This window comes from Paraburkholderia sejongensis (assembly GCF_020880815.1).
GTDB classification, from domain to species: Bacteria; Pseudomonadota; Gammaproteobacteria; order Burkholderiales; family Burkholderiaceae; genus Paraburkholderia; species Paraburkholderia sejongensis.
This window is the reverse complement of the sequence record NZ_JAJITD010000026.1, coordinates 1-16,501: the sequence shown is the minus strand read 5'-3', so window position 1 is coordinate 16,501 and position 16,501 is coordinate 1. Positions and strand designations below refer to the sequence as shown.

The 16,501-nt window shown below is 58.9% G+C and carries 12 protein-coding genes and 4 pseudogenes; 4 read left to right on the top strand and 12 right to left on the bottom strand.

The window, feature by feature from the left end; translation table 11 throughout:
* Positions 1-5 precede the first annotated feature (5 nt).
* Genes LJ656_RS32265 through LJ656_RS32240 form a run of 6 tightly spaced genes read right to left on the bottom strand, consistent with a single transcriptional unit; the run spans position 6 to position 5,309 of the window.
* Positions 6-431 carry a lytic transglycosylase domain-containing protein gene (locus tag LJ656_RS32265; RefSeq protein ID WP_230513509.1) on the bottom strand — a complete coding sequence of 142 codons (426 nt, stop codon included), beginning with the start codon at positions 429-431 and terminating at the stop codon, positions 6-8.
* Entirely contained in the window at positions 428-1,663 is a 1,236-nt protein-coding gene (locus tag LJ656_RS32260) for a TrbG/VirB9 family P-type conjugative transfer protein (RefSeq protein WP_230513508.1), read from the bottom strand. Before LJ656_RS32260 ends, LJ656_RS32265 begins: the two co-directional genes overlap by 4 nt.
* The gene (locus LJ656_RS32255; protein WP_230513507.1) at positions 1,660-2,466 is read right to left on the bottom strand and encodes a transglycosylase SLT domain-containing protein; all 807 of its coding nucleotides are present in this window, start codon (positions 2,464-2,466) and stop codon (positions 1,660-1,662) included. Before LJ656_RS32255 ends, LJ656_RS32260 begins: the two co-directional genes overlap by 4 nt.
* Positions 2,459-3,718, bottom strand: a complete 1,260-nt coding sequence (locus LJ656_RS32250) for a TraB/TrbI/VirB10 family type IV secretion system protein (RefSeq protein WP_230513506.1) — start codon at positions 3,716-3,718, stop codon at positions 2,459-2,461. The genes LJ656_RS32255 and LJ656_RS32250 overlap by 8 nt, the downstream gene beginning before the upstream one ends.
* Before the next feature lie 2 nt (positions 3,719-3,720).
* Positions 3,721-4,593 carry a TrbG/VirB9 family P-type conjugative transfer protein gene (locus LJ656_RS32245; RefSeq protein WP_230513505.1) on the bottom strand — a complete coding sequence of 291 codons (873 nt, stop codon included), beginning with the start codon at positions 4,591-4,593 and terminating at the stop codon, positions 3,721-3,723.
* 5 nt (positions 4,594-4,598) lie between these two features.
* Positions 4,599-5,309 carry a VirB8 family type IV secretion system protein gene (locus tag LJ656_RS32240; protein WP_230513504.1) on the bottom strand — a complete coding sequence of 237 codons (711 nt, stop codon included), beginning with the start codon at positions 5,307-5,309 and terminating at the stop codon, positions 4,599-4,601.
* 1,223 nt (positions 5,310-6,532) lie between these two features.
* Here LJ656_RS32240 and LJ656_RS32235 point away from each other — a divergent pair.
* A complete protein-coding gene (locus LJ656_RS32235) occupies positions 6,533-7,585 on the top strand; it encodes a hypothetical protein (protein WP_230513503.1) in 1,053 nt (350 codons plus the stop codon).
* A 234-nt stretch (positions 7,586-7,819) separates the two neighbouring features.
* Here LJ656_RS32235 and LJ656_RS32230 read toward each other — a convergent pair.
* From LJ656_RS32230 to LJ656_RS35170, 4 genes and pseudogenes are all read right to left on the bottom strand, one after another.
* Positions 7,820-8,058 (bottom strand): annotated as a pseudogene (locus LJ656_RS32230) (IS110 family transposase); the annotation flags it as partial.
* Between the two features lie 257 nt (positions 8,059-8,315).
* Positions 8,316-8,555, bottom strand: a complete 240-nt coding sequence (locus tag LJ656_RS35180) for a hypothetical protein (protein ID WP_425606057.1) — start codon at positions 8,553-8,555, stop codon at positions 8,316-8,318.
* Positions 8,556-8,558: 3 nt separating this feature from the next.
* Positions 8,559-8,795, bottom strand: coding sequence for an IS3 family transposase (locus LJ656_RS35175; protein WP_425606055.1), 237 nt, complete (start codon positions 8,793-8,795; stop codon positions 8,559-8,561).
* 231 nt (positions 8,796-9,026) lie between these two features.
* A pseudogene (locus LJ656_RS35170) lies at positions 9,027-9,215 on the bottom strand (transposase); the annotation flags it as partial.
* A 327-nt stretch (positions 9,216-9,542) separates the two neighbouring features.
* On the opposite strand from LJ656_RS35170, the pseudogene LJ656_RS32220 reads away from it, so the two are divergent.
* The 3 genes and pseudogenes from LJ656_RS32220 to LJ656_RS32210 form a co-directional block, all read left to right on the top strand.
* Positions 9,543-10,396 (top strand): annotated as a pseudogene (locus LJ656_RS32220) (IS3 family transposase); the annotation flags it as partial.
* A 93-nt stretch (positions 10,397-10,489) separates the two neighbouring features.
* The gene (locus LJ656_RS32215) at positions 10,490-11,569 is read left to right on the top strand and encodes an IS110 family RNA-guided transposase (protein ID WP_425606054.1); all 1,080 of its coding nucleotides are present in this window, start codon (positions 10,490-10,492) and stop codon (positions 11,567-11,569) included.
* A 427-nt stretch (positions 11,570-11,996) separates the two neighbouring features.
* A pseudogene (locus tag LJ656_RS32210) lies at positions 11,997-12,736 on the top strand (integrase); the annotation flags it as partial.
* Positions 12,737-12,802: 66 nt separating this feature from the next.
* Here the strand turns inward: LJ656_RS32210 and LJ656_RS32205 are convergent.
* Positions 12,803-14,344: an IS3 family transposase gene (locus LJ656_RS32205; RefSeq protein ID WP_230513502.1), complete on the bottom strand. Its 1,542-nt coding sequence runs from the start codon at positions 14,342-14,344 to the stop codon at positions 12,803-12,805.
* Positions 14,345-14,680: 336 nt separating this feature from the next.
* Positions 14,681-15,946, bottom strand: a complete 1,266-nt coding sequence (locus tag LJ656_RS32200; RefSeq protein ID WP_230513501.1) for an O-antigen polymerase — start codon at positions 15,944-15,946, stop codon at positions 14,681-14,683.
* Between the last annotated feature and the right edge of the window lie 555 nt (positions 15,947-16,501).

The following is a 16,501-nucleotide window of genomic DNA, read 5'->3' as shown; positions in this document are numbered from 1 at the left end:
GAGAGTCAGTGGGCCGCGCGCACGACGCGCCGATAAATGTGATTCGCGTACACGAGTTGTTTGCCCGTCGAGACGGCGTTGTACGCACCTACCGCCTTCCACGTCGGCCCGAACTGTTTGATGTTCGACGCCAGAATCCATGTGCCGACGTATCCGTTGACGCATGCGTTAAACAGCGACTCCCGCGTGACGCCGTAGCGTCTGAGCTTCGGCAACCACGAGGAATTGATCTGCATCAGGCCGATGTCCTCGGAACCATCGGTGTTGCGGTTGACCGCATCGGTGCGCATTCCCGACTCCTGCTGCGCGATCGCGCGCACCAGCACCACGTTGACGTGATGGAACTGCGCGGCATCGTCGAGACAGTCAGCGAACGCGGGCTGCACGCCTAGTAAAGCCGCACCGACCGCGGCGACGACTCCCGCTCTCATGACTTAGGCCGGTCAAAGAAACGCACGTCATGCTTGCGCGTCACGTTCACCACATTGCCGTCGGCATTCACGATGAACTGGTCTGCGGTGCCGTTGAACTTGTAGAAGCGGCCCTTCTGCTCGCCCAATCCCATGTGGGCTACGTCCGCCACCTTCACGTTGCCAACCGTGTCCGCGAACTTGAAGTAGGTCGAGCCTTCCTTGTCGAACACCGCTTCGAGGCCCGCGCTGTTCTTCGCGTCAAACGCGTAGACGAGGCCTGCGACGCGCGCCACTTCAACACTATCCGAGCCGTTGGACACGACAAACCGCTCAGCGCGGTTGATCGTCACAACGTTGCTTGAGTCGTCCCATTTTGGCTTGAGCGAGTGCCCTTCCATGTCCCGAAAGACGAGTACTTTTGCAGGCCTTTGTGCAAAGCGGATCTGGATATGCGTGTCGTCGCCGTCACGAATCGCGAGCGCGCCAAACTTCGCTGCGAGACCACCGTCCTGCGCTTGCGGCTTGTCATTGTCAGTCGCTGCTTTTGCTGCCTCCTGGCCCGCCGTCGCGATTGCTGCTTCCGCTGGCGAAGCGCTCGCGACATAGTTCACACCGGTTGATTTGACGGCCGCCCGCCGCAGCGTGACGTGGTGCGCATTGAAATCGACGTCGGCATACAGATCCACCGCCGCGAGCAGCCGGTCCAGCGACTGCATCCAGTTCTCGCCGTCACGCGTGGCGAAACTTTGTGCACCGGTCAGATCGACGTCCTTCTGCGCGGAGCCTGTCCAGCCCTGCGGCACCAGCGACTTGACCATCTGCGCGAGCGGCAGCGTCGCGCTCATCGGACGCGTCGTCTCCAGCCGGGGGCGCGGTCCGATCAGCGCCAGACGATTCGAAAATCCTGCGAACCCGGGAGGCATGTCGCCGCTTCGATTGCTCGCCTCGGCTGTAAAGGTGTTGGCTTTTTTCCATCGCGCTGTAGCGCTCGAGCCGCCAACCGAATACGAGATCATTTCCGGCGTCCCGGACACGACGATGTACGGGCCTTCTGGATGACCACCTTCCACCTTCAGGGTCTGCCCCGCCCGCGGCTGCAGGTACGTGTCCGTTCCGTCGTTGAAGATCAGTGCAGGCCGTTCGGTCATGTTGCCGTTGACCTGATAGTCGAAATCGAGCGGATCGGTGCTCGCGGCGGGGGCTGACAACGAGAAGACTGCCAGCGCGATAAGGGTTAGCGTTTGCTTCATAGACCGCGGTCAATTTGGGAGAGATGCTGGATGAAGCGCGCGAGATACTCGCGGCCGGGCTGCGGATTGGCGCTGTGGTAATACGCGACTGCTTTGACGGCCGACTTCGTCTTGCGATAGTTCTCGTTGAGGATGTCTTCGGCGACGCGGATATTGGTTGCGGGCGCGAGCGCTTCCCACGGCGACGCAAAACGCTGCCGGTGGTAGCACCAGTTCACCTGCATCAGGCCCACGTCAAAATCGCACCGACCATCGGAGATGAGAAAACGGATCGCCTTGTACGCATCATCCCGCGTGCGAAAGAAGAAGCCTCGGCCTGCGACGTTGAGCGTCCACGGCCATGCCCGACCGTTATAGGCGGACTCGTTGAGCGCGACGCCCGCGAGAATCTTTGCGTCGACGCTCGTATGCATGACGTCGAAGGGTGTGTGCGCGGCCGCACAGGCCCACCCACCGCGGCGCTCGGTCAATGCAGCCTGCGCGTCATCGTCAAGCGCTGCCGGCTGCAGCCAGCCATTGCGCACCAGTAGCCCCTGCAGGCTTTCCGGCGCGCCATCAACGAGCACAGATGCGAAGCCGCGCGACCCTGGGGTGATGCTCTGCCCTTTCAGTGGTAGCGCCCACGACAGGAAGCGCTGCAAGCCGCAGGCGTACACGGGTGTGCCGGGTAGCTCCAGCACCGAGCGCTCGCCGTTTTCCTCAACGACAAAGCGCGTTGGGCTGATCACAGTGTCGATCACCGCAGCGCCCGCCGACGAGCACGCGGCCGTCATCAGCAGCGCAGCAATGGCCCGCCTAGTCATGGTACGGCTCCATGACGATGTCCTGCGTCACCTGGACAAGAAACTGCTGCCCGGGCGGCACCGTGATCGTCGGCGGGATGTTCTGGTTGCGTTGGAGCACGGCCTGCGCGGTCGTCGCAGCCACCTGCCCCGCGGTGCTTCCGGTGGTCGTTATTCCGATCGGGCTTGCCGTCGTCGAGGTAGTCGATCCATTGTCGAAGCTCTTCAGCAGAACTGCGGTAATAAAGCCCGCGCCAAAGATCGCCAGGAAGTGGTTATTGACGTCGCCGGAAAAGCCAGCGGCGCCATTCTGATCCGCACCCTGCATGCCGTTCATCGGCACGCTCTTGCCGTTGGGCAGCCGCAGACTGGTCGACGCGACAAGCAGCCGCTCCTGTCCGACCTTGATGTCGGCGCTGTACGCGCCGTTGATGAACGAACCCTTCGGGATCATCAGGCAGTCGCCACGCACGCTGTCATAGACGTCCTGGTCGACCATCAGCGCCACACGGCCGGGCTTGTCCGAGTTCAGGCCTTCGACAGTTTTCACGTGAATGTGGTGGGGAGGTGTGAGCGTGCAGCCGCCAGCCTGTCCGTTGAAGGTGGTGCGCTCGATACCGCCCTGCCCCGCCGTTTCTTTCAGGAACGCCTTGTCACGGTCTTCAGGCGCCTGCCCCTGTTTGCCCAGCGCGAGCGCCAACGCGTCGGCCGGGTTCTGCACGCCCGACGTTGCGGCAGCGCGAGCGGCCCGAAAATCATCCAGAGACGGAACGCCCGCCGGTGTTGCCGTTGCAGACTGGTTCGAACTACGCGACGCACCGGACTGCTTGAAAACTGACGACGTATAGATGGCGTCCTGCTTGTTGCTCGCAGCAAGTGCGGCGGTATCTTCACCGCCCGATCCGACCTCGCGCTGGAAATCATTGCCCGTGAGCATCGGCTTCACAGTCGGACGCTGCGCCGCGGCGGCATCGGACGCGGCTCGCGCGGCCGGCTCAGATGCGGCCGCGTCCTGCTGCTGCCTGATCATCCTGTCGATGTCGGAAGTGCCTGCAGCCGGTATCTCGGTGCTGCTTTTGAGGGCCGACGCTTTCTTTAGCCGCGCTTCTTCCGCCGCCTGATCGCTCGCCTTCAGCTCGTAGTAAAAACCGAGCGCGCCGATAATCAGGGCCGCCAGCAGGCCAATGCTCATGATGGCATTGCGGGGCGTCTTTCCTTTGACGATCGCGGCCTGCTCGGCGTTGGGCGTCGCCTGTTCGGTCTTTTTGGCCACGATCAGAACACTCCGAACACGCGCCGGCGCCCACGCGTCACCGTCACCTCATCCTTGCCGGAAACGAGGACGATCTCGTCAGCGAGACGCTGGAAGACCAGGAAATCACCGCGGCGGATGAAGTTGCCGACGACGCGATCGCCGTGATCCTTGTACATCGGCACCGGCCACGACTGCGCTTTGGCGGGCATCCGCATCCAGATCGAGTGACCGTCATCAAATACGACTTCCGGCTTGAATTCGGCGCTACCGTCCACCGAGTAATCCCAGTTGAGCTTGTCGGGCGCAACGCTAATCGCGCCCGAATCGCCGCCGCGCTCACCATTCGCGGCGCCCAGCCCTGCTCCATTGCCTTCGTCGCGCAAGTTCGCCCGAACCATCGGGGCGTGTGGATACTGGAAGCGCACGGTCTGATAGAAGAACCCGCCAGCCGGCGACGCGATCAGTGTGAAGTCGTACTCACGCCGGTTCGTCGTCAGGTGCAGCGTGTTGACGATGTCAGCCTTGTGCGGCTTGATGAACACGTGGTTCATCTTGTCGTCGTCGACTTCCCACTGGATGCTGTCGCCCATCGCCGGATCGGCGATCAGCTTTTCGCCGGGCTCAAGCTCGATGGTCGTGAGTTTGAGCGGCGCAGTCAGCACGCGAAAAATCTGGTCGCGGCTGTACGGGAAGACGCCGATGCGGGCGTCGCCCGGCATCGTGAGCGGATCGGAGCCGCCGTTGAACGGATTGACCGGGCTCATGGGGTCGCCCGCAATCATCGCGGCGTTGAACGAACCATTGGTCGGCTGTTTGGCGTTCGCGATCGGCAATGCCGCAGCCGCGAGCACGACAAGAAGGCCGAGCGCCGGCCTCTGATATGGGAAGGTCATGCTGGTCAAGCTCCACCGGTCCGCTCAACGCGGAAGAACGGAATGTAGATGCCGAAGGGATTGGCGGTGAGTGCCGCGTCAGCGGTTGGCGCGACGATCTGGTAGCGCAGCGTCAGCGCGTACGACTTGACGTCGGGCTTGCCGGAAGCACCAGCCTGGGAGGTGGTCGTTGTGAATTCAACGAGGACCGTCTGGTCCTCCAGCAGCGCGATGTTGCGCACGTTCACTTCGCGGATCAACTTGGGATTTGCCGAGATCTGCTGAAAAGGAGCGTCGTCGCGCAGCCAGCTTTTGAACTGGTCAGAGGCGGCGCCGATCATCTGGGCCTTCACCGAGTTGATGTTCAGCGACATACGCGACGTCTGAAGGCTGTCGGTCAGCACCGGCTCGATCGTGAACCACCGCACGGCCATGTCGCGCATGCTTGTGCGCAGCGCCTGGGAATCGGGCTTGTAGGCGACGAGTTCGGTCACCACCGGATGACCGCTTACGTCGGCCGATACCCCGACCACGCGCGTCACGGACGGCGGCGGCTGCCGGGTCCACACGGCACCGGCAGCGACCGCAGCGCAAGCGAAGGCGATAAGCATCCAGCGGTTGCTCTCGACCTTGAGCCGCGTGCTCGTTTCGAAGATGACTTTCGATGGATCTTCCTCGGCATACATGCCGGGGGCCGTGGATAGCGCGGCCTGCCGCTTGTTCCTGAAAATGCGCATGGCAACCCTTGATGAATGGCTACCATTGAAGCAATTTCTAACATGCGATTTGCGGCAAAAGGCACACGGTTTTAGCCGCCTTTTATGTTCGCCGCTTTTGCTTTCCGATCCGGTTGAATTCGCGGCGTGTAACGCGTTACGGATCCAACCGCGGAAAGACCATCGTTTTAGATAGTCTTTTCGAATGCCGCAACTGCGACGTTGTGCTACTGCACGTACACGTAATGTATCGGTTACTCGGTTGGTCGATAAACGATACACTTACGACGCGCGCATAATCAATGGCTTAGCCGCGCACATTGAAAAATGCGTTATACGTGTACGCGATCAGGAATCGCTTCATCTTCAAGGTCGCTTTGATCCCTTCCAAGACCTCTCTCGTTCGCGTAGTACCGAACGAACGTCGGTCCCTAGCCGTCGGCCGGCCTCCGCAAACTCCATCCGCCCTAGATCTTTGCGCGCGGCACGTCGAAGCCCAAGTCTCGGTCATTCCCAATTTCAACGCGCGTGTTAAAGCCGTCGTGCTCTCAGAGCGAACGACGTGGCGAAGGTCGCCTTCGCTGAGGACATTGTCCCCAGTCGATTTCCCGCCAACGCAGCTTGTTCGGATGCATCGGCGAACGCCCGTCGCGAAACTGTAGCGTTTTAGAGTCGCTAGAAGTCCTCTTGCGCAGGCACGTGGTCTTGATCGAGCCACGAGCGTCGATAATATGATTGAAACCGTTAAACGAAAAGCAACGGATTGGCGCAGGTCTTGGCTTCTCTTTGTGAGGAGGCTGAAGTTGCGTGCACTGACCGAATCGTGAGATTGAATGACCGAAATGAGTAACGTGGCGAATAGCAGGACCAACAGCCTACGCGACGACCCGCTGGCGCTGGCGGCTCTGTATCGTGCTGGGCTCGGGCTAAAGTGGGGAAGCCAAGCAGAGGCAGCAGAGAGACTAACGAGCTTGGGCCCCCGTGTCCGGCGGGCACAAATTCAACAAGCGCTAGCTGTTTCGGCGTTTCCTCCCGAGATTTTGGCGCTATTTTCCGACGTTGGCATATTGCACGAGACAGCACGCCAACTTGTTCGAGCGCGGAACAAGAACGGTATTGCTTGTCTAGTGAGTCGTGCTGCACTTATTGATCCGGCTGGGAAGTCGCGTTCTGAAATCTTGGCACATTTATGCGGTACCCATCGCGTTTCCGGCTTTCGTGGAACATATAAGACGGACAGCCCCGTGGCGCTGTACGGGCGCTATCTCGAAGGCCTTCGGCTGAAAACGTGGGCGACGACGCGCGAAGCTGCCGAGGTGATGGGCATCGCGCATTCGCGAATCGTATCGGCCTCTGCCGTGGCCAATTTACCCAATGAGTTAAAGGCTGTGCTCCCGGCGGATTGCCTGACCTTCGAAATGGGGCGCGCCATTGCGGACTTAGTTGCTGTGCGAGGGGTTGAGGCTATTCGCAAAGAGGCCATAGCCGCTCGGAGGCTAGTACCGCAACTGAGCCCGCAACGTATGCTCGCTCGCCTTATGGGAATCGAAGCCTCAGAATTCCTTGCCAAGGTGCGGCGAGCGCCCGGGAAGCGCGGCCGACCGGGGGGTATATTCGTGGAGATGCATCTCGACGCGCTGGATCCGGACAGTGAATCGCGCCTTGAAATGCTCGTGGGCTGTCTGAACATGGAGTTCGCAAGCCGCTTGGCGAGCGCGAATAGCGTGGCAAGAGTAAGCCGCCGCATCGTTAAGCCGCGCGTAGATCCGCGCCTGTCGTACCTCGCTGAGCAGCAGCAGCGCCTTCACAGGCCGGTTCCCCTTTCTCGCCTTTCACCACCTCCGCATCTGTCCGGCTCTGTGGGATCGAACCGTGGCGCTGCCAAGCCTCCTCTTGGCGTTCACGACGATCGATCTGCCCTGGAGCATTGGTTGTCTCTTTACGAGAACCCAACCACCAGGAACAGATATCGAAACGAGGTAGAACGTTTGCTGTTGTGGGCCCTTATTGCGAAAAGAAAGCCGCTGTCGAGCATTGATGTCATGGATGCTGGCGAATACATCAATGAGTTTGCCGTGGATCCTCAACCGCGATCCGTCTGGGTGATGATGGGGCGGTGCTCGCGCGATGAACCGTTGTGGCGTCCCTTCCGTGGACCGCTGTCGTATGAGAGCCGGGGAAAAGCGCTCCAAACACTGAGAAAGTGCTTCGACGATCTAGTCTCGTATCAATACCTTGTTGCGAACCCGTTCGAAACCATTAAGGTCGACTCGCATCGGGCTACGCTGCGGCCGTAGCATTGATACGCGACGTTGCAGACAGTCGCCGGCACGCCCATGAAGCGGCCGCCTCGCTGTCGGCGTGACGCCACGCCTGCCGCAGGCACTGTGAAGCACCGTTGGCTAAGCGATGTCAGAAAGACGACTCCCAAAATTGGCTACCTTTCTTGGGATGCGTTGTTCAACAGTCGTTTGCGTATGGGCGCCGTTTGGACTTGCCCCTGCATGACCGGACACGCGGTCTCGCTTAGTCTTGACGAATCGCGACGAGAGCAGTCTCACTTGATGCCGAGCTTTGTCAGTTCGCGCGCCCAATGTTGGGCGCCCCCACATGCCTCCATTCCACTAAGGCAAGGGGCTCAATTCGCGAAGTAGTGCAGGAAGCTGGCGCGCTTGATGGCCTTATTGATGATCTGACCCGTGTCCGCGTCTATGTGGTGAATCTGAAACACCGACTTCGCGATATCAATCCCAACTCGAGTGAGCAGCATATCGATCTCCAATCTGTACCAAGACTCCTTGTCCGTCCAACTATAGTCCGGCTGCCGAGGGTGTCGGCGTAGGTGGGAGGCGTTCATATCATTGCTCGAGCGCAATGGCTAGGTTCTGCAGCGCGTTGGGCCATGGGCGTGGGCATCCACGCAACGTAAGCGCGCTTCATCGTTTTGACGAATCGCGGCCATTCGGTTGCTCTGCGGACTTCTGACGGGTGCCGTGGCCGGCTTCAGGCCGATTTCACGCAAGAACATCATTGTCTCGCCGGCAATGTTGCAGGATCGTTGCCGCTCAACCACTCGATTTCGCTGTCGGCCTTCAACACACCGGCGAAACGGTTTTCGACCTCCTGAAGCATCACGTCGCGCACCATGTCACCGGTGTAACCGCCGGTGGTCGCAGCCCAGCTCATGGCTCCCCGGTCGCAGCAGTCCAGTGCAAAGACGACGCGCAAAGAAGCACCGACGTCGCAGCGGAATTCGAAACCGTCCAAGCATCAGCTCACGTTGCTTCTGTCTGCTATCTTGCCATCGTGCCAACGCGTCGATGGGACATGATGAGATCGGCGTTCGAGCAGCAGGCCGTGGCGACGCATGACGTGATACACCCGCTTCGCATTAACGCGAGGTTGACCCAGCGCGGCCCGGCTCCGCCTCAGCTGCGCCCATGTGCGCCGATAGCCGTACGTGAGCAGATCGGCAACCAGCTCTCGCAGTTCGGTGGCGAGCGGCATGTCATCCAGACCGGGCGTCTTGCGCTGGTGGACGCACTCAGCAGGACGCTGCGACTTGACCGCGAGATTCGAGCATGACACACCCGGGACTTCACAGGCCGTCTTTAACGGTCGTCCCCGGCAGCAATGGTGAGCGCGCAATTAAATTTTTTGCACCGTGCTTCACTGCTTCGCGGAGAATTTTCACTTCGATCGTTTTGCCTAATAGTCGCTAAAATTCGCGAATATGTTTCATCGCTTCGGCCAGGTCCGATGCCGGCACCACCTGTTCACCACACTGTCGGCCGACAGTTTTCCATCCTGATAGAGCTTGCGCGAAGCGAGGACCTTATTGGCATTCACCTGATGGCGACGGGCAACACGGGAAACCGTCGCGGCGGGCTCGAACGTCTCGCGCACTATCGGGAGCTTCTCATCGACAGAAAACCGGCGGTGCTACTCCGGATGGGATAGCACCTCGATCGGTTCTAGGTTGTGGTTAGGCTTGACCATAGGCAGAAGACTACCTCTTCATTCAACCGTCACTCCATGTCTGGTTTTTCGCGAGGGCCGGCCCTCGCGCTGCCCCAGCGGTGAGGTTTAGCTCATTGCGCTTGGCCCACCGATTTATTAAATCTACAAAAGTTTAATCATCAAAGCGATGATGCTCCGGCCAATCTTCACCCCGTCGTTGCCACGTGGTAACGTGCCGCTCGCTGACGTGATAACGAAATCGGGCTCCTGTTTCAAGCTGGAGGCGTCCATATAAAGACCATAGAGAACGAGATTCTTCGCGAAGCAGTCGAGTACGGGCGGGCAAAAAAATGGATAGCGCACTCGCCCTCGCTGCCGGAGGACGACCGGTGAAACAGGTTTGTGAAGTTCTCGGCGTGTCGCGCTCGAACGTATCGGCACGGCTGTCGCGTCCGGCGACGTGGCGCGATGGCCGTCAATCGAGGCAGACTGACGACGCGGCCGCGGTCAAGGAAATCCGCCGGGTCGTCGGCGATTTGCCCAGCTATGGCTATCGCCGGGTTTGGGGCATATTGCGCAACGAGCGCGTCGCGGTCGGACTGGCGCCGTTTAATGCTAAGCGAATCTATCGCATCATGCGCACACATGGGCTGCTGATGCAGCGCCGACCGATTCCACCTCGGCCCCAACGTCGACACGACGGCAAGGTAGCCGTAGCGCGCAGCAATCAGCGATGGTGCTCGGACGGCTTCGAGTTACGCTGCGATAACGGCGAGCCGCTGCGCGAAACGTTCGCTCTGGATTGCTGTGACCGTGAGGCAATGAGCTCGGCGGCTACGACGGCAGGCCACAGCGGCGACATCGTGCGCGACGTGATGCTGGCTGCAGTGGAAAATCGGTTTGGCAACGCGCTGCATACGACGTCCGAAATCGAGTGGCTGAGCGACAACGGTTCGGGCTACACGGCCGACGACACGCGTCGGTTCACAGTGGCCATCGGCCTGAAGCCATTGACCACGCCGGTATGCAGCCCGCAAAGTAACGGGATGGCCGAGAGCTTCGTGAAGACGATGAAACGCGGCTACGTCGCCTTCATGCCGAAGCCGGACGCAGCGACTGCGGCACGCAACATGGCTATCGCGTTCGAGCAATGATATGAACGCCTCCCACCTACGCCGACACCTCGGCAGCCGGACTATAGTTGGACGGCCAAGCAGTCTTGGTACAGATCGGAGATCGATATGCTGCTCACTCCAGTTGGGATTGATATCGCGAAGTCGGTGTTTCAGATTCACCACGTAGACTCGGACACGGGTCAGATCATCAATAAGGCCATCAAGCGCGCCAGCTTCCTGCACTACTTCGCCAATCGAGCCCCTTGCCTTATTGGAATGGAGGCATGTGGGGGCGCCCAACATTGGGCGCGCGAACTGACAAAGCTGGGGCATCAAGTCAGGCTGCTCTCGTCGAGATTCGTCAAGGCATTCAACATTGGCAACAAGAGCGACGCGGCGGATGCACGAGCAATCTGGCTGGCTGTCCAACAGCCGGGCAAGTGTGTTTCTGTGAAAACCGAGGCTCAGCAGGCAGTGCTCGCCATGCACAGGATGCGGGAGCAATTAGTGAAGATGCGTACGATGCAGATAAATGCGCTGCGCGGCCTGATGACCGAATACGGAAAGGTTATGGGGAGAAGCCGTGCGGTTCTGGAGAGAGAAATGCCAGGCACTTTGCACAGGCTCTCGGAACGTCTGCCAGCGATGCTGATCGACACGCTGCGTGACAGGTGGAACGAAGTTGCAAGAATGGACGAGCAAATCGCGAGGATCGAGCAACGGCTTCGCGTCTGGCTGAAGCAGGACAGAAGTTGTTCGGCCATAGCCGAAATTCCTGGCGTTGGTCTGCTTACCGCAACGGCGGCAGTGGCCACAATGGCCGATCCTAAATCGTTCAGATCGGGGCGAGAATTTGCGGCGTTTTTAGGGCTCGTTCCGCGACAGCATGGCTCCGGGGGAAAGGTAAGTCTGTTTGGAATCAGCAAGAGGGGCGACACCTATTTACGCACGCTCCTGACTCACGGCGCGCGCTGCGTATTGGCAAATGCCAGGGACCCGGGCCTCTGGGTCGAGCAACTGAAGAAGCGAAGGCCGGTGAACGTGGTAGTGATCGCCCTGGCGAACAAGCTCGCACGGATCATCTGGTCCTTGCACACGGGCGCCCCTATGAAAAGGGTTACGCGAGCGTTCGGCCAGCCTGAGCACGTTTGCCGGCGGGCCCTGGAATCAGCAGGTTTCGTATCAACATCATCGTATAGCACGTGAACCATCAAGAGGTTGCGCAGGCGCTTCACCTGGAATGACAGAACAGGTAAGACCGGGACTCGCTGAACCTGCGTTGTAGTGAGAGCTTCGAGCTCGTTTGAGCAATGAGGTGCGAGTCAGCGGATTTCATAGTGGCCAGCAGCGGTAGTCTGAACTGCAATCAGGCCGGATATACAGTCGCAGCCCGTCTTGTTCTGGAATACCGATCGAAGCCTCTCGCAAAGGGAGGCGTTCATATACATTACAACGAGAAGCATCCCCATAGCGCGCTGAAATACCGCTCGCCTCGCGAGTTCCGGCGCTCGATGGATTCAGCAACCTTAGTGTGATGCTGTGTCCGGTATTACAGGGTCAACTCCAAAACCCATGCCACCCTCAGCGAGTTTGCGCGCTACTCCTGCGATGGCCGCAATCCCTATTCCGGCAGTTCCTTGCCGCGTGGCCTCCGCTCCCCGAAAGGGCCGTGCGCTGATTGCGGCGAGCCAGCGCAGCGACATCGTGCCCTGGGAAACGCTGAAGTTGCCGCATGAGGTCGACGGCAGCAACGGCGTGTTTCGCGCGCCGGCGACAACCTGCACGCTGGACGCATCAATGACACGAGGCCCTGCAAACCTGGCTTGCGCTGCAGGAGTCGCCCGCGACCCGGTGGACCTATCGTAAGAAAGCTGAACGTCCGATCCTGTGGGCGATCGTCGAGCGCGGTCGGGCGCTGTCGTCGCTCACCACCGAATACGCGATCGCGTACCGCTCGTTTCTGCGGCGCCCCTCCCCACACGCCCGCTGGGTGGGCCGGTGCGGCCGCGTACGTCGCCGGAATGGCGGCCGTTCAACGGCAAACCGTCGGACCGTTCGGTCGCGCACGCGCTGTCCATGCTCGGCGCGCCGTTCCGCTGGCTGATCGGGCAGCGCTATGTACTCGCCAATTCGTTCGCGGGTGTGAAGGTGTGTGGCGGCAATGGCGCGGCGACGCTCGATGCGTCGCACGTAATCACGGAAGGCAATGGGCGCTGATGCGCACGATCGCCGACGGACTCGAGTTTCGCAAAGACGCTTCAGCTCCATCCGCCTCGCCCGGCTGGAGCAAGGCGGCCGCGCAGCGTCTCCGCTTCCTGCTCTTCCGGCCATGCGACCGGTTTGCGCGCGAGCGAACTGGTCAACGCGACGCTCAGGACGTCCGTGTCAACGCCGATTAGAAACTGACCCACTGGGGGTGCGGATAAATTCTTGGACTGGTTATGCCGCGATTCCAAGACTTTGCCGGTATTCGACCGGACTAAAAGAGCCGAGCGAGACCTTGATCCGCGTTGCGTTGTACCACCGGATATAGGAGTCGAGGACCTCGATAAACTGATCAACGGTCGTAGCTCGCCAATCACGAAGATAAAACATTTCCGTCTTAAGTCGCCCGAAGAAACCTTCACAGACTGCGTTATCAGGCGAACATCCTTTGCGTGACATCGAGCGAACAAGCCTGGCATCGCGCATTCGGGATAGCCATCCCGGCCATCGATAGTGAGCACCACGATCGGAGTGGACCACTGGCCGATCATTGCTGTCGGCTACCGACACGATGGCAGAATCCAGCATCGCATTGACGAGTTCAGCATCGGGCCGCGTGCCGATTGACCAGCTCACAACGAGTCCGTCGAAGCAGTCTATTACCGGCGACAGATACACCTTGCCGGCAGGGATCTGGAACTCGGTGATGTCCGTGAGCCATTTTTGATTCGGGGCGGCTGCACGGAAATCACGATTGATGAGGTTATCCGGAGCGGGAGTGATTTCTCCACGATAGGAGCCATAGCGACGTCGTCTCGTTGTGGCAGCGGCCAAGCCTTCCTGTCGCATCAAACGTCGCACGACCTTCTCTGAGATGAATACCTGCTGCCTGCTCAACGCCGCTCGCATTCGACGATAGCCATAGCAACGGTAATTACATTCGAAGATGTCTGCAATCACGCGACGCGCGTCAGCATGCCTGTCAGCGACAAGCAGACGTGCACGGTGGTAGAAGTAGGAGCTGCGGGCAAGCCTCAGGGTGGATAACAGCTCTGGCAACCGATAGGTTTGTTTCAGGGCATCAACCAGCATCGTTTTCTCCCGGTTGCTCAGGAGATGCGGGTCGATGCCCATCCCTTTTTTTACCAGTTCGTTCGCTTTCTTGAGGATATCGCGCTCGAGCTCCAGCTTGCGGATGTCGCGTCGAAGCGATTCGACCTGCTGCTCCAGCTCCGCCCGCTCAAGGTTCGGTGCTGGCTTCTTCGGGCGTTTCATGGATGCTGGAACCTCCCGACCAAGTAGCTGGTTCTTCCAGTTGTACAGTAGAGGCCTGCTCACGCCCGCTCTTTGAGCAATCATACTTGCGCTTTCATCTCTGGTGCACAGTTCAATCACCGCCGCCTGCCTGGCCTCGCGCGATTTCGGAACGCTGCCCGCCACTCTGCCGACAGTACGCTTTCCGATCTCGGGACACAATTCTTCGATCCATTTGGCAAACGTCCCACGACTGGGGTAGCCGAAAACCTTCAAGGTCGCAGCAGCACATCGGTCATGGCTCAGATAGTAAGCGACGGCAGCCTGTTTCTCTTCGGTCGAATACCTCGGCGCGGCACGAACATAGCCGGGTCGCAAATCATGGCACTGTTCGTATTCGCGATGCCACGCCTTCAGAGGGTTTTTTGTCGGGTACCCCAGCTGTCTGATGGTCGCCTTGATACGCTTGCCCAACTTCAGATAAAGCTTAACTGCTCGAATGCGGTCTTCGTACAAGTACACGGACTACCTCCAGGTAGTCCAAGATTTTGTCCGCACCCCCGTTCTCCCAGAACCGGACGTAAATGTTTCGATTCATCCGGCTCCTATTGGCCACCGTTTTGTGCCGGAATCCGGTGAGCAAACGGACCGGTTCTGTCGCGGTAGGGCGATTTGGGTGAATGATAGCGATATGATGAGGAGTGCTTGCATCTCCAGCGGGTACTGTTACGTTATCGGTGTGTCGTCGGAAATGCGGCGACACACCGATAACGTGACCTTCTCAGTTTCGACTCGGATGGCCCGAGCGCGCAGCTCGATGTCTACCGCTTGCCCAGTACTGAACGCGCATCCGGTTGTCTACGGCTTCCTCATGAACCGGAAAACAAAAAACAGCACACCGATTGGAACAAGATTTCTGCCACTGAAGAGGTTTGGGATACGCAGGATCTCAAGCAAACCGACGTACAGCGCGGCATGGGCACAGCACCAGAATCCGTCGCCTGAGCGCCAGCCCGTATAACTCTTGTTGAAGACCCAGCCGATAAACACTGCGATGAAGAGCGCAAACCAACCCCACTCATAAAAGTGAACGAAGATTCCCGACGGATTGTTGAATTCGGGATCGGCGTAGCGGTTCAGGAATTCGTCAATATCAGGACTGGAATCTAGCAAGGGTTTGACGAAATCCCCGATGATCGGAAAGTGGATCAACCAGTCGAATGTGAACATCGGGCGACCGTTGCCCCACCCAAGGACACCGAGCAAGCCTGCACCATTGTTCAACGCGGTTGAGTAATACAAGCCCAATCGTTCAATGGCGAAGTCGAATACGTTGTCGTAGAGGTTGATGTAGTAGGCCTCCCATGACCGGTGGTACTCGTTCGCGATGAAGAGACCTATCATGGGGCCAATCGCAGCGAAAGGACCGAGTGTGATGAGCTTTGAACGCCGGGGGCTGCCCCTGAATCTCACATACATCAGCACGGAGGGCAGCGCTACTTCGATCAATGCGAGACGTTCCGCAAAGATGAAACTTCGGATGAGCGTCAGTACGCCGAGTATGATCAGGTACAGCTTGTAGCGGTTGAAGCCTCGTTCTACCTGTTTGAACACATAAAAGTAAAGTGGCACATACGCCATCGTCGCTTCGGTCAGCGTACTCAAGCCAGCGATGCGTCCCTTCATCGCAAGCAGATCATAGACACTGGTGCCTCCACTAAAGAAAGACAGGATCAGCGCGGGATGGGTGAGAACCTCGCCCATCATGATCAGGTATCCAACGAGTGCCAGTCCGAACACGAAATCAAGTACGTGCACGGGAATTTCGGCCGGAACAGGTTTAATGACCGGCCTGGCCGATCGCCCCAACGACGACACTACCATCACGACCACGAGGAACAGGCCCCCTGCGAACGCATAAAAGCCAGTATAGTAAATATGTTGGATGGCCTTCGGTTCGCCGAGCAACTCTATCGAAAGCAGTGTGTAAAGCGGCAGGATAAAAAACAGCAACAACCGTGAAGGGTCTTCCCACCAATACCCGTTGAACGCGGCCGTCGCATATGAAAATACAGGGCCGGGGTTCCAGCCACGTATTTTCACCGAATCCTGACTTTCATCCATTTCATTTCTCTTGTGACCATCTCAAAATCTCAAAAAGCTGCCCCTGTCGGTCCGCTTCCGAGCGACCGGGCCGCCATGCGCTGTGACAATAGCAAAACGACTTCCGATACGGAGTCTGGGCAAATGTGTGACCTGTTTCGACGTACCTGAGAACACAGCACTGTAACGGCGCCACTTCCACGATCGATGGGTTCAACCAACCTTGCACTGACCAACGGAATCCTCGTTGCAGCGAGCCGCGACTGTTGAACCATCTAACACGGACATGGAAATCGCCAATGCGATGGCTGAAAGGTTTATCGTCTGCAAAGACTGCAGTTCAGGGAGACAGAACGATTGCGGTGACGAATGGCAACCTAATTTTATATACGCTGAACCGTCTTTGATGTCAGTGCGTCAGCTTACTGTTTGAAGAGCCTCCCACCATTGATCTGACCTTGCCCCTGTTTGACGAACCCCATAACCGCGGGAGTTATGCGGCCTGGCCTTGTTGGGCTGCCAGCCATTTCTTCTCGAACGTCATGGGGCTGACGTAGTCGAGTGTCGAGTGTAACC

What these genes read in the sequence shown, in the direction of transcription:
- LJ656_RS32265 (WP_230513509.1), bottom strand. Translation starts at nt 431, where the DNA reads ATGAGAGCGGGAGTCGTCGCCGCGGTCGGTGCGGCTTTACTAGGCGTG.
- LJ656_RS32260 (WP_230513508.1), bottom strand. Translation starts at nt 1,663, where the DNA reads ATGAAGCAAACGCTAACCCTTATCGCGCTGGCAGTCTTCTCGTTGTCA.
- LJ656_RS32255 (WP_230513507.1), bottom strand. Translation starts at nt 2,466, where the DNA reads ATGACTAGGCGGGCCATTGCTGCGCTGCTGATGACGGCCGCGTGCTCG.
- LJ656_RS32245 (WP_230513505.1), bottom strand. Translation starts at nt 4,593, where the DNA reads ATGACCTTCCCATATCAGAGGCCGGCGCTCGGCCTTCTTGTCGTGCTC.
- LJ656_RS32240 (WP_230513504.1), bottom strand. Translation starts at nt 5,309, where the DNA reads ATGCGCATTTTCAGGAACAAGCGGCAGGCCGCGCTATCCACGGCCCCC.
- LJ656_RS35175 (WP_425606055.1), bottom strand. Translation starts at nt 8,795, where the DNA reads ATGCCGCTCGCCACCGAACTGCGAGAGCTGGTTGCCGATCTGCTCACG.
- LJ656_RS32215 (WP_425606054.1), top strand. Translation starts at nt 10,490, where the DNA reads ATGCTGCTCACTCCAGTTGGGATTGATATCGCGAAGTCGGTGTTTCAG.
- LJ656_RS32200 (WP_230513501.1), bottom strand. Translation starts at nt 15,946, where the DNA reads ATGGATGAAAGTCAGGATTCGGTGAAAATACGTGGCTGGAACCCCGGC.